At 72.0% G+C, this 12,289-nt stretch carries 10 protein-coding genes; 4 read left to right on the plus strand and 6 right to left on the minus strand.

Going from position 1 to position 12,289, the window contains the following annotated elements; genetic code table 11:
* The first annotated feature begins 239 nt into the window (after positions 1-239).
* Positions 240-1,034: an SGNH/GDSL hydrolase family protein gene (locus ACSYGN_RS32500; protein WP_460401979.1), complete on the plus strand. Its 795-nt coding sequence runs from the start codon at positions 240-242 to the stop codon at positions 1,032-1,034.
* Between the two features lie 99 nt (positions 1,035-1,133).
* Here ACSYGN_RS32500 and ACSYGN_RS32505 read toward each other — a convergent pair whose 3' ends face one another.
* From ACSYGN_RS32505 to ACSYGN_RS32520, 4 genes are all read right to left on the minus strand, one after another.
* A complete protein-coding gene (locus ACSYGN_RS32505; protein ID WP_460401981.1) occupies positions 1,134-2,756 on the minus strand; it encodes a serine/threonine-protein kinase in 1,623 nt (540 codons plus the stop codon).
* 45 nt (positions 2,757-2,801) lie between these two features.
* On the minus strand, positions 2,802-4,478 hold the full coding sequence (locus ACSYGN_RS32510) for an urease accessory protein UreH domain-containing protein (RefSeq protein WP_460401983.1): 1,677 nt from the start codon (positions 4,476-4,478) through the stop codon (positions 2,802-2,804).
* Positions 4,475-5,959 carry a tetratricopeptide repeat protein gene (locus ACSYGN_RS32515; RefSeq protein WP_460401985.1) on the minus strand — a complete coding sequence of 495 codons (1,485 nt, stop codon included), beginning with the start codon at positions 5,957-5,959 and terminating at the stop codon, positions 4,475-4,477. The genes ACSYGN_RS32510 and ACSYGN_RS32515 overlap by 4 nt, the downstream gene beginning before the upstream one ends.
* Before the next feature lie 184 nt (positions 5,960-6,143).
* Positions 6,144-7,679: a DUF4331 domain-containing protein gene (locus tag ACSYGN_RS32520; RefSeq protein WP_460401987.1), complete on the minus strand. Its 1,536-nt coding sequence runs from the start codon at positions 7,677-7,679 to the stop codon at positions 6,144-6,146.
* Between the two features lie 223 nt (positions 7,680-7,902).
* On the opposite strand from ACSYGN_RS32520, the gene ACSYGN_RS32525 reads away from it, so the two are divergent.
* The 3 genes from ACSYGN_RS32525 (at position 7,903) to ACSYGN_RS32535 (ending at position 9,648) form a co-directional block, all read left to right on the plus strand.
* Positions 7,903-8,445 carry a sigma-70 family RNA polymerase sigma factor gene (locus ACSYGN_RS32525; protein ID WP_460401989.1) on the plus strand — a complete coding sequence of 181 codons (543 nt, stop codon included), beginning with the start codon at positions 7,903-7,905 and terminating at the stop codon, positions 8,443-8,445.
* Complete coding sequence (locus tag ACSYGN_RS32530) at positions 8,442-9,263, plus strand: anti-sigma factor (protein ID WP_460401991.1); 822 nt, start codon at positions 8,442-8,444, stop codon at positions 9,261-9,263. The genes ACSYGN_RS32525 and ACSYGN_RS32530 overlap by 4 nt, the downstream gene beginning before the upstream one ends.
* A 115-nt stretch (positions 9,264-9,378) precedes the next feature.
* On the plus strand, positions 9,379-9,648 hold the full coding sequence (locus ACSYGN_RS32535; RefSeq protein ID WP_460401993.1) for a hypothetical protein: 270 nt from the start codon (positions 9,379-9,381) through the stop codon (positions 9,646-9,648).
* Positions 9,649-9,697: 49 nt separating this feature from the next.
* Here ACSYGN_RS32535 and ACSYGN_RS32540 read toward each other — a convergent pair whose 3' ends face one another.
* Positions 9,698-10,894 carry a CaiB/BaiF CoA transferase family protein gene (locus ACSYGN_RS32540; RefSeq protein ID WP_460401995.1) on the minus strand — a complete coding sequence of 399 codons (1,197 nt, stop codon included), beginning with the start codon at positions 10,892-10,894 and terminating at the stop codon, positions 9,698-9,700.
* A 187-nt stretch (positions 10,895-11,081) separates the two neighbouring features.
* Entirely contained in the window at positions 11,082-12,281 is a 1,200-nt protein-coding gene (locus ACSYGN_RS32545; RefSeq protein ID WP_460401997.1) for a type ISP restriction/modification enzyme, read from the minus strand.
* Positions 12,282-12,289 lie beyond the last annotated feature (8 nt).

Consider the following 12,289-nt stretch of genomic DNA (forward strand, 5'->3'; position numbering starts at 1 on the left):
GGATGCCGGGCTTCAATGTCGCGCAGGTCCGCGGGAGCAGTCAAGGAGACCTCCGTGGCTCGCGGGATGCCGCCGGTTGACGTTCTGTCACCGTGCCCGCGCCGGAGTGCGCGCTCGCGCCGCTTGTGTGCGCCTCGTGTTCCCCTTTACGCCCCAAAAGTTCTTGGCATGAACACTTCCAGTCAACACGCGTAGCTGCTACCACAGTTGCAGCAGAGATCCTGCTAAAGGGAGGTTCCATGAGACGTTCCCGAATTACCGCATATCTCGGTACGATCCTCCTCGCCATCGGCCTCGCCCTCACCGGGGCCACCTCGGCAAACGCGGCGACCGGTGGGTATGTGGCCCTCGGCGACTCCTACTCCTCGGGAGTCGGCGCGGGCAGCTACATCAGCTCCAGCGGCAGCTGCGACCGAAGCACGAACGCCTACCCCTACCTGTGGAACAGCGCCCACGCACCGTCGTCGTTCAGCTTCCTCGCCTGCTCGGGAGCCACCACCGACGACGTCCTGGCGGGCCAGCTCGGCACGCTCAGCAGCTCGACGAGCCTCGTCTCCATCTCCATCGGAGGCAATGACGCCGGCTTCGCCGACGTCATGACGACCTGCGTGCTGAACTCCGACAGCACCTGCCTCTCCCGGATCAACACCGCGAAGGCGTACGTCGACTCGACCCTGCCCGGCAAGCTCGACACCGTCTACTCAGCGATCAGCGCCAAGGCCCCGTCCGCTCACGTCGTCGTGCTCGGCTATCCGCGCTTCTACAAGCTCGGCACGACCTGCATCGGCCTCTCCGAGACCAAGCGCTCGGCGATCAACAACGCGGCCGACTACGTCGACACCGCCATCGCCAAGGCCGCCGCCAACCACGGCTTCACCTTCGGCGACGTCCGCTCCACCTTCACCGGCCATGAGATCTGCTCCGGCAGCTCGTGGCTGCACAGTCTCGACTGGCTCAACATCGGCGACTCGTACCACCCGACGGCCGCAGGCCAATCGGGTGGTTATCTTCCCGTCCTCACCAGCGCGGCCTAGGACCCGTCCCGCAGACAGGTTCTGATCCGTCGGGGAGAGCCTCTCAGGGACTTTTCGTCACGGAGAGTCCGTCGCGGAGAGTCCGTCACGGAAAGTCCCTCAGGGAGAGACAGAAGCGGAACCGGAGGCCCCGCCCGTCGGGGTCTCCGTCGCACAGGTCACCGAGAACGGCACCGAGTTCGAGGTCGTGTGCACCGGGGAGCGCACCTCCACGCTCAGCGCGTTGTGATAGGTCCCGCCGCTCGTGGAGTACGTCGTCACGATCACCGTGTCCTGCCTGGTCTTCCCGCCCCCCGCCGGGAACGACAGCGTCTTCCACCCCGTGTCCGCGACATCGCCGTTCTTCGACACCCAGCGGTACGACACCTCCGCCGGCAGCCGCCCCACCGTGAACGTCGCCGTGAAGGCGGGCGCCTGCGCGTTCGGCGGCGGACACGCCCCCGAGTAGTCCGTGTTCGAGCCGGTCACCGCGACCTGCACCGACTGCTCCGGCGCGGAACTCGACGCGCCGGTGCTCGCGGACGCGCTCTCGTTCGGGCTCGCCGACCGCTGCGTGGTGGGGGCGTCGCTCGGCGGCGCCGATGTCACCCCGGGGCTGCGGGAGCCCGCTGTGCCGTTCCCGCCACTCCCGCTTCCGTCGTGCAGCAGCGCGTACGTCAGCCCGGCCAGCGCCAGGGCGACCGCGATCAGGCCCGCGACCACGACGATCCCCGCCCGGCGGCCGTGGTCCGGACGGCCGTCGTCCGCGTCCTGGCGTGGCGTCGGAGCCATGGGCCCGGCCGGGCCGCCCGGTGCGGCGTGCACCGGCTGCTGCGGGGTGGCCGTCGTCGGCTCGTACGGTCTCGTCGGCGGGTACGGCGTCATCGGCACCCGGGCCGTCGGCGCGGTCGGCGAGGCGCCCGCCGCCACCATCCGCAGATCCTGCTCGGCCTGCGCCGCCGACAGCCGCAGCGCGGGATCCTTGCGCAGCAGCCCCTCGATCACCGGGGCGAGCGGCCCCGCCCGGCGAGGCGGCGGCAACTCGTCGTCGACGATGGCGCGCAGCGTGCTCAGCGGGGTGTCGTGGCGGAACGGCGAATTGCCCTCGACCGCCGCGTACAGCAGCACACCCAGTGACCACAGGTCGGACTCCGGCCCCGGCGTGCGGCCCAGCGCACGCTCCGGGGCGAGGAACTCGGGCGAGCCGATCACCTCTCCGGTCATGGTGAGCGCGGAGCTGCCCTCGACGGTGGCGATGCCGAAGTCGGTGAGCACGACCCGGCCGTCGTTCGCGAGCAGTACGTTGGCCGGTTTCACATCGCGGTGCAGCACCCCGGCGTCGTGCGCGGCGCGCAACGCGGCCAGCACCTCGGCGCCGATGTGCGCGGCCTGCTGGGGCGGCATGGGGCCCTCGGCGTCCAGCGTGTCGGCGAGCGAGAGCCCGCGCACCAGCTCCATCACGATCCAGGGGCGGCCGTCCTCGGTGGCCACGTCGTACACCGTCACCACATTGCGGTTGGCGACCCTGGCCGCCGCCCACGCCTCCCGCTCCAGCCGGGCGTAGAGCCGCTCCACGTCCGACCGTGGCAGCCCGGCGGGCGCGCGGACCTCCTTGACGGCGACCTCGCGGTGCAGCACCTCGTCCCGGGCCCGCCACACCGTCCCCATGCCGCCCTGGCCCAGCGGGGACAGAAGGCGGTAGCGGCCCGCGATCACTCGTTCACTGCCCGGAGCCTCGGACACCGGCGACCCCCATGACGTCTCGCCATGATTTATCCCCAACGTAGCTCAGCCCAATGCGGATGCCGCACCCCTGAGCACCAAACCGGCCCCGAGTGCCACCACCACGACGGCGGAGCCCAGCGGGGCGGTACGGCGCACCAGGGAAGCAAGCGGGTTGGCCGTCCAGCGGGGGCGCCGCTTCAGGACCCGGCTCATACCGCTGCCCAGCCTGACCACGGCGAACCCGGCAGCGGTCAGCGTCAGGGCGAGCCCCGCGCCGTACGCCACGACCAGCAGCAGCCCGAACCACGCCTGCCCCAGCGCCGCCGCGCCGACCAGCACGACGACCGCGGAGGGACTGGGCACCAGCCCCCCGGCGAACCCGAGCAGGAGGGTGCCGCGGAGGGTGGGGGCGGTGGAGTGGGTGTGGGTGACGCCGTTGTGGGTGTGCTCGATGGTGCTGCTGGTGTGGGGGTGGGCGTGGGTGTGGGGGCGCGGGTGCGCGTGGTCGTGGGGGTGACCGGGGGCGTGTGCGTGGTCGTGGGCGCCGGTGTGCTGGTGGCTGTGGCCGTGGCCACGACCGTGGTCGTGGTCGTGATCGTGGGCGTGCGTGTGCTCGGGGTCCTGCTGCCCGTGGCCGGGATGGGCGTGGTCGGGCTGCCCGTGGTCGTGCGCGGGTGGCGCCGGGTGCGCCCCGTTGCGCAGTGCGCGGCGTACGAGGCTCGCGCCCGCGAACGTCACCAGCACGCCGCTCGCCACGCCCAGCCAGCCGATCACCGAGGGAGCCGCGGCGGAACCGGCGGTGACCAGGAGGCCGAGGGCGATCACGCCGAGGGTGTGGGTGACCGTGACCGACGCGGCGAGCGGCAGCACGTCACGCAGTCCGGCCCGGCCGCCGCGCGCCGCGGCGGTCGCCGCCATCAGGGTCTTGCCGTGGCCCGGCGCGAGCGCGTGCATCGCGCCCAGGCCGATCGCGATCAGCAGGGCGAGGGCGGCGAACCCCGGGGTGAGGTGTTGGCGGGCGACCAGTCCGTCGAGGGCGCGGGTCCAGCGGTCGGCGCCGCGCGGCAGCACGGCGGCCGCGGGCGCGTCGGCGTGGTCGTCACCGTGGTCGGCGAGGGCGGGGCCGCCGGGCCGCACCGTCAGGGCGGCGCTGACGGTGTCGGCGGGGGAGGAGAGCAACTCCTTCGGATAGGTGGTGAGTTCGTGCGACACGGAGGTCTTCGGCACATCGGACGCGGTGAGGGTCGTACGGTCGCCGCGCGCGGTGATCTCCCGCCAGCCGGGGCCCGAGGTGACACCGGCGCTGTGGAAGCGGAGGGCCGTGACGGACCCGGCTGAGCCCTCGGGCAGCGGCGCGGTGAGGCGGCACACCACACGGAGGGTGTCGAGTCCGGCCTGCCCGGGCCGCAGGGCGGCGTGGCTGCGGGAGACGGTGAGGGCGACACGGTGTCCGTCGGCGGTGGCCGTGCTGCTACGGGCGGCCGTCATGCACCGCTGCCGGGCCCAGGCGGTCAGCCCGAGCCGCGTGATGTCCGGCTTGGCCTGGGTCGCGGGGATCTCGGCGAGGTCCTCGACATGGTCGACGCGCAGGGTGCCGGGGGCGGTGACCAGACCGTCGTAGCGGTTGACGGTGAAGTTGCCGAGCGGGTGCGCGCTCGCGGCGGAGGCCGGGACGAGGAGCAGCGCGACGACGGCGGCGAGCAGTGCCGCGGCCGTGAACAGCCGGTTCCGGGGCGTCACTTGGCCGCCTCCAGTGCCGTACGGGCGGCTCGCGCGCCCAGCGGTGAGAAGCCGGGGCTGAGACGGAGGGCCGCTGTGAGGGAGGCGCGGCCGTCGGCCCGGTGGCCGGTGGCCAGCTCGATCGTGCCGCGGTGGTAGAGGAAAGCGGCGTTGTGGTAACCGGTCGCGGTGGCCCGGCGGGCATAGGGCAGGGCCTCGGTGTCACGACCGTTGACGTGCAGGGCCCAGGCGAGGGCGTCCGCGGTGTGCACGGTGTGACGGCGGGCCCACTCGGCGCGGGCGGCACGCAGGGCGGCGGCCCTGTCGCCGTGGTCGGCGGCGGCGAGCGCGGTGTCGAGGTCGGCGTTCACGCCGTTGGCACGGGCGAGGGCGATCCAGGCGTCGACGAGGGCGTACTGGTCGCCTGCCCTGCCCCGGTCACCGGCGCTGCCGCGGTCCTCGTACAGCTCGCCGAGTTCCACGAGCGGTCCGGGCAACGGGTAGCGGGAGACCACCAGTTCCATGTTCTTGACGGCCCCGGTCCGGTCGCCGCTCGCGAACTGGGTGCGGGCGCGGCCCTCCAGAGCGGGGAGGTAGTTCTCGTCGGCGGCGAGGGCACGGGCGTAGTGACCGAGAGCTGTCTTGTACTCGCCCTGGTTCCAGGCGAGTTGGCCGAGCTGAGAGGCGACGTACGCGATGTCGCCGCGCGAGGTCGCGGTGGCCAGCGCCTGCTCCAGCACCCGTCGGGCCGTCCTCACATCGCCGCGAAGTTCGTGGACGTAGGCGTAGCGGGTGAAGACGGGGATGCCGGGGCGGCGGGAGTCGGCGAGGTCGGCGGCCTTCGACGCGTCGCCGTAGCGGCCGAGTTCGACGAGGGCGTCGATACGGGAGCACAGGGCGCGTTCGCTGTAGGGGTTCCGCTTCAGGGCGCGGTCGGCGTAGGTGAGCGCGCCCTTGAAGCCGTGGCGGGCGGCGGCGAGCGCGGCGAGCCCCGCGAGGGCCTGGTCGTCGCCGGGCGCCAGCCGCAGGGAACGCTTCAGTGCCTGTTCGGCCTGCGGGTAGCGCGAGGGGTCGCCCTTGGTCCGTGCCTGCTCGACATAGGCGAGCCCCAGCGTGGCCCAGCCGGCATGGTCCCGGGGCTGCCCGCGCAGATGCGCCTGCAACGAGGCGATACCGGCGTCCAGATCCCCACCGGCGAGCTGCCCCGGCGGGACGGCCTCGGACACGGCTACGGCAGCGGTCCCCCCACCGCCCCCCTCCCCGGCCCCGACCGCGATGGCACCCCCGGTCATCGCGACGGCCAACAACACCGCACAGCCGACGAGTTGCCCGGCCCGCCAGCGCCGCCCGACATCCGCGAACCGTCGCACGGCAGCCACCCGCTCGTCGGGATGCGGGCCGGGGGCGCCGGTGGCGGCGGTGCCGTCGGCGGCGCCGCTCAGCGCCCGCTCCTCGGACGGCTCGCGTCCCTCTGGCTCGCTGTCGTTACCGCGCAGGGACATCGCCCTCTCCTCGCCTGGTCGTTCCGCTGTGCTGTCCATCGGTGCGGTGCATCGGTGCGGTGCATCGGTGTGGTGCATCTGGGTGTGGTGCATCGGTGCCGGTGCCGGTCCCGGCACCGGCGGCGCGGCCCGCAGCGTGGGGGGTTGCTGAGCGGGCCGCGCCTGTCGGTGGGGTGGGCCGGGGTCAGTACGGACGGCTCATACGGCGGCGCCACCAGGCGACGCCCGTGCCGATCAGCAGGATGCCCGCCGCTCCCGAGGCCGCCGAGGCGGCGATGAGCGTCGTGTTCGAGGAACCGGAGGACGAACCGGCCGGCTGGAGCGCGTCGCCCAGCTGGCTGCGCACATCGGCGTTGCCGCTCGTGCCCTTGGCGAGCGGGCCGCGCGAACCGGACTCCGGCTGGGCCAGGTACGGGAAGGACTTCCCGAAGTTCTTGTCGTTGTAATTCACCGCGTCACCGAGGTCGTTCTTGGCACCGACCAGCTCGCCTTCCATCACCTGGAGCGCCTCGTCGACCACGTCGTCGGTGAGCCGGCGGCCGTTCGGGAAGCCCGCGTTGTCGCCGTCGAGGACACCGAGCCGCTTCGGCTTGGCGGTGGGCTTGATCGAGGTGTTGAGCCGCAGCTCCTCCGCCGCTCGTACGCGCGGCGGCTGGTTGAGGCCCTTCACACCCTTGAGGAACACATCGACCAGGTCGTTGCGCGGCTCTGAGGGCGCCTTGATCTTGTAGATCGACTCGATGAGCTTCGGCAGCTCCGGGTTGGTGACGTTCTTGAGGAACTGCGCGTCGTACCAGGGCGAGGACGCGTTGAACCTGTCCTTGTCCTTCTGCGGGTTGACGACCTCGTTGACCAGCGGGTTGCCCAGCCGCGACACCTGCTCGTAGTAGCCCTTGGCGTTACGGCGCTGGGTCGTCGACCAGATGCCCACGACCGGCTGCTTCTTGGACTCGCGGATCATGTCGGTGGGCACCTGGAGGGCGATGGAGTTGACGTTGTAACCCTTGAGGGTGTCCCGGCCGACCTCCGAGAGGTTCCCGCCGTAGAGCAGGTCGAAGACCCGCAGGTCCAGGAAGAACGGGTCGTCGGCCTGGCCGGCGAACGTCGTCGAGCCGCCCGCCAGCTTGTGGACGGCCTGGTCGCGCAGTGTGCCGTAGTCCGGCATCGACGCCTTGCCCACGTTCGACGGCGCGACCGGCACGTTGTCGGCGAGCTTCGTCTTGTACACGACCTTCTGGTTGTGCAGCTTGATCAGGTCGATGTCGTACGTCTGTGTGACGTTGAGGTCGGGGTCGGCGAGGCTGGTGACCGCGCCCGTGTTGTAGAGGAAGGTGTTCTTGTTCTTGACGTGCGTCTTGAACGTGTAGCGGAACAGCAGTTCGCCCTGCGCGTCACCGTTGTTGTCGATGTGGATGTCGTACTGGGCGTCGTCCGCGAACGTGTAGAAGTTCGGACCGCCGGCCGGCTCCTCGAAGGGGATCCAGTCGGCGATGATCGTCGTCGTGTCCGGCTTGTCCGGGCTGACGAACGCGTACACATCGGTGTTGTCGTACTGCGGGGTCCCCGAGATCAGCGGGGCCTCCCGGTGGCTGGAGGCGGAGGCCGCCCCCGGTTCCAGCGTGGCGACGCCGGCGGCCGCGAGCCCCCCGGCGGCCAGCGCACCGCAGATGAGGGTCACGAGGCCACGCCGCGTCGCGCCGCTCCTGGAGTCAGTTGTCATGCCGTCCCGTCCCTGCTGTCCGTTCTCAGTGCCGACTTGCGTCTGACGGACGGGTATACGGAGCGGACCGCCGCGGCGGATTGGTCGACTCGAAAAAATTCTTTCCTGCCCGCCGGACCCGCGTTTTCGGCACGCTGGTCCGTAACTCCGTCCGGAGGTGCGTTCGGTGCGAATGCCTGGTGTGACAGGACGGGGCCCATGCGGGCCTGGAGAGGGGAACCGAGTGGAGGCCGACGACCTGCTCGTCCTCGTGGCGGGGGGTGACCAGAAGGCGTTCGAGGAACTCTACGGACTGGTGTCCGGGCCGGTGTTCGGTCTCGTACGGCGGGTGGTGCGCGACGCCGCCCAGTCCGAGGAGGTCGCCCAGGAGGTCCTCCTCGAACTCTGGCGCTCCGCACCGAAGTTCGACCCGGCCCGGGGCAGTGCGCTGTCCTGGGTCCTCACCCTCGCCCACCGCCGGGCGGTGGACCGGGTGCGCAGCGCCCGCGCGGCCGGCGAACGCGAGCAACGCGAGGCCCGCCGAGCCCACCACCCCGCCTTCGACCAGGTCACCGAGGAGGTCGAGGCGGGTCTGGAACGCGAGTGGGTGCGCCGCTGTCTCGACCGGCTCACCGCCCTCCAGCGCCAGTCCGTGACCCTCGCCTACTACGACGGCTATACGTACCGTGAAGTGGCCGAACGGCTCTCCCTGCCGCTCGGCACGGTCAAGACGCGGATGCGCGACGGACTCACGCGGATGCGCGAATGCCTGGGAGGCGCCGTATGAGCCTGCTCGGCCGACTGATCCGCCGCGAGGATCCGCACTCGCTGGCCGCCCCCTACGCCCTCGACGCCCTGGAACCGGCCGAACGCGTGCGCTTCGAACGACATCTCGCGAACTGCGACCGCTGCGCCGCCGAGGTGCGCGCCCTGTCCGAGGACGCGGCCAGGCTCGCCTGGTCCGCCGCCGTGCCCGCGCCCCCGGCGATGCGCGAGAGGGTGCTCGCCGCGGTCCGCATCACCGCGCAGGAACCCGCCCGGCCCGACCCGGCCCGCGGCACCCGCACCACCCAGCTGCCGCCGCACGTCTGGGGCGCCCAGCCGCCGCCGCGTATTCCGGAGCGCCGCCGTATCCCGGTCTTCGTGCCCTTCGCGACCGCCACGGCCGCCGCCGCGCTGGTGGTCGCCGCGCTCTTCGCCGTACAGGCCGGCCACACCCGGGACCAGCTCGACGCCGAGCGGGACCGGTCGCGCGACATCGCCCGGGTGCTCGCCGCCTCCGACGCGCGCGCCGCCACCGGACGCGACGCCCAGGGCCACACCATCGGGGTGATCGCCTCCGCGTCACAGGGAGACGCCGTCGTCACCCTCAGCGGATACGGCGCACCGCCCAGCGGACGAGTGCGCCAGCTCTGGCTGATGCGCCCCGGCGCACAGCCGCGCTCCCTCGGCCTGTTCAGCTCCGACACGCCCCTGATTGCATCAGGTCTCGTAAGATCGGCCACGTCACTCGCCGTCACCGTGGAACCCGACGGGGGATCGGCACAGCCCACCACACAACCAATTGTCCAACTCGCCTTGAAATCGGTTGGATTCGGAGAGTAATGGTCAATCCCCTTACTGGGTAGGTGAATCATGTGGCCGAGATACACGAGTGCCCCAACGGGACGATAGGGTTAACCTGCCCGGGCCGGGTGGACTCGTACGGGTGGGGAGTGACATGGATCAGATAACAATGCGCAGCAGGGCCAGGGTCCCTGCGATCACCTGCGGTAGCAGTGCGACCAGTTCGCGCCTCGACCGTCATCTGTCAGTGCTGGCCGGACCCGCCGTGCCACAGCGCGAGACGGCCGAGGCCACGTCCCTGATGCTTGAGCTGACCACGCGTGACACCACGCACGCCCGCAGCGACAGGAACGTGCGCGTGCGCCGCGTCTCGCTGTTCGCACCGCTGCGCCGGCTGCGCCGTACGCTGTTCGGCGGCAACTGAGCCTCCGGCAGCCGCACGGCCGCCCGCAGTCGAACCCTGAGGCCCGCGCTCAGGCCACCACACCGTCCCGGCGCAACGCTGCGATCTCGTCGTCCGTCATCCCCACGGCTCGCAGCAGCGCCCCGGTGTGCCGGCCGAGCGCGGGCACATCACCCATCCGTGCCTCGTCCCCGCCCGGCAATGTGATCGGGGGCAGCAACGCCCTCAGCGGCCCCACCGGCGTATCCACCTCCCGCCACCGCTCCCGGGCCGCCAGCTGAGGGTGCGCCGCCACCTCCCGTACGTCCCTCAGCCGTGCGCACGCGAGCTCCGCCGTCTCCAGCCGCGCCACCGCCTCGTCCGCGTCCAGCGCGCCCAGCGCCCGCGCCACCAGCGCGTCCGTACGCTCCCGGTTCGCGACCCGCGCGGCATTCGTCGCGAACTCCGGGTCCGTTGCCAACTCCGGCCTTCCCAGAACCTGTTCGGCGAGCCGGCGCCACTCACGGTCGTTCTGCACCGACAGCAGCACCTTCGCGCCGTCGGCCGTGGGGTACGCGTCGTACGGTGCGATGACCGCGTGCGCGAGCCCCGTGCGCGCCGGGGACGTCCCACCGTGCATCGCATGGTGCAGGGGATGCCCCATCCACTCGGTGAGCGAATCCAGCATCGACACCTCCACCGGCCCGCCCCGCCCGGTTGCCGCACGCCGTACCAGCGCCGCGAGCACACCGGAGAACGCGTACATGGCCGCCGCGATGTCCGCCGCCGGGATCCCCGCCTTGACCGGCTCCTTCGGCGTCCCGGTCACCGACACCAGGCCCGCCTCGCACTGCACCAGCATGTCGTAGGCCCGCTTCTTTGCGTACGGTCCCATCGGGCCGTACCCCGAGATGTCCACGGCGATCAGCCGCGGGTGCGCCGCGCAGAGGGTGGCCGCGTCGAGGCCCAGGCGGGCGGCGGCTCCCTGGGCCAGGTTCTGTACGAACACGTCCGCGCCGGCGATCAGTTGCCGCGCGATCGCCAGGCCGCGGGGGTCCTTGAGGTCCACCGCGAGGGACTCCTTGCCGCGGTTGCACCAGACGAAGTGCGAGGCCATGCCGCCCGCTGCGGTGTCATAGGTTCTTGCGAAGTCGCCGCCGTCCACTCTTTCGAGTTTGATCACTCGGGCGCCCAGATCTGCGAGTTGCCTTGTGGCGAAGGGGGCGGCTACCGCTTGTTCTGCGGTGACTACGGTGATGCCCTCCAAGGGCAGGGGGAGGCTATCCATGGGCGGATCATCCCTTGGGGTGGGGTTGTTGGGGTGGGTGCGGCGCTGTGGGGGCTGGTCGCTCCCCCAAGCTCTCAACTTCGTTCGAGCAGGGAGGTACCCCCATCGCGGCGGAGCCGCATATTGGTACAGCCCCGCGCCCCTTGGGTGGGGATGCTGGCCCTTGGCTTGAAGCCCCCGAAGTCTCCTACAGGAGGGTGAACTGGCCTTCTGGGCCTTCCTCGTGGTGGTTCAGGACTGTGGCGGGTTTGCGGGTCGGGGGTGGGGGCGGGAGGACCGCTGCGTGGTGGAGGGCGGTGGCTGTCATCGGGGTCGGGTCCGGGGGTTCCGTCGTCAGGATCGGGATATCGGACAGCAGGGCCAGGATTGTGATCAGTTCCAGGAGTTCTGAGGTCCAGGGCTGGGGCCAGGTCGTCGGGCGGATCGTCGACAGGGTGTCCGGGGTGGGGTCCGCCGTGCGGGAGGTGAACCAGTGGTCCAGGATCCGTGAGCCGTTCAGCTCGAAGTTCCAGGCCGCCGCCGGGACCGGGGAGATGCGGCCCTCGTCCAGGTACAGGGTCTCCTCCTCGGGGTCGTAGCCCAGGGTGCGGGGGAGCCGTGGGAGCGGGGCGCGGACGTAGGGGCGGCGGCCGCCGGGGAGTCGCGGGCGTTCGCCGTCGCGGCGCAGCAGCCACAGGATCCGGCGGCCCGCCTCGACGCCGCGCGCCCAGCGCTCGGGGTCCGCGGTGAGCGGCACGGTGAGGTCGGGGCGCACGGCGATCAGGATCCAGGCCAGCACGTCGACCGCGTCGGGCTCGGTGCCGAGGCGGCTGCCGAGGTGGGTCAGGAGGCCCGGTGCCAGATTCGGCTCCGCGCCGCCGGGGCGGCGGTACAGGGGGCGTACGCGCCCGGCGCGCAGCATCGGCAGCAGCGAGGTCGCGAGCAGCGGCATCTCGGTCTGCGCCCCCGCCCCTGCACCCGTACCCGCCCCAGCCCCTGCACCCGCCCCGGTCTCCACGACGAACACCTGCCGCTCGTCCGCCACCCGCCACAGCTCCGGCCGGGCGGTGTCGATCAGCCGGTGATCGGGAATCAGCCACTGCTCGTCGAAGGGCGCGAGCAGCACGCGTACCGGCTCGGGGCAGGGACCGGTGGCCCGGATCAGTTTCTCGGTGCCGCTGGGCTGTCCCGGCAACTGGGCGACCGCCGAGTGCGGGGTGCGGGAGCGCGTCGGCTCGAACAGGGCCTCGCGGTCGGGGCCCTCGGCCTTGAGGAGGGCGTCCCAGCGGGCCTTCAGGGACGCCGCGTCGGGGGCCGCCGGCCACCCCCGGCCGAGCCGCGGCGGTGCGACGGACCACGGCATGAGGTCCGCGAGCAGCGGAGCGTCGTCGTGCGTCACGCTGGGCATCGTACGGC

The sequence above is a fragment of the Streptomyces sp. YIM S03343 genome, assembly GCF_054729195.1.

Bases quoted from the DNA above. Each gene is read 5' to 3' on its own strand.
- ACSYGN_RS32500 (WP_460401979.1), top strand. From the start codon at position 240: ATGAGACGTTCCCGAATTACCGCATATCTCGGTACGATCCTCCTCGCC.
- ACSYGN_RS32515 (WP_460401985.1), bottom strand. From the start codon at position 5,959: ATGTCCCTGCGCGGTAACGACAGCGAGCCAGAGGGACGCGAGCCGTCC.
- ACSYGN_RS32520 (WP_460401987.1), bottom strand. From the start codon at position 7,679: ATGACAACTGACTCCAGGAGCGGCGCGACGCGGCGTGGCCTCGTGACC.
- ACSYGN_RS32530 (WP_460401991.1), top strand. From the start codon at position 8,442: ATGAGCCTGCTCGGCCGACTGATCCGCCGCGAGGATCCGCACTCGCTG.
- ACSYGN_RS32535 (WP_460401993.1), top strand. From the start codon at position 9,379: ATGGATCAGATAACAATGCGCAGCAGGGCCAGGGTCCCTGCGATCACC.
- ACSYGN_RS32540 (WP_460401995.1), bottom strand. From the start codon at position 10,894: ATGGATAGCCTCCCCCTGCCCTTGGAGGGCATCACCGTAGTCACCGCA.
- ACSYGN_RS32545 (WP_460401997.1), bottom strand. From the start codon at position 12,281: ATGCCCAGCGTGACGCACGACGACGCTCCGCTGCTCGCGGACCTCATG.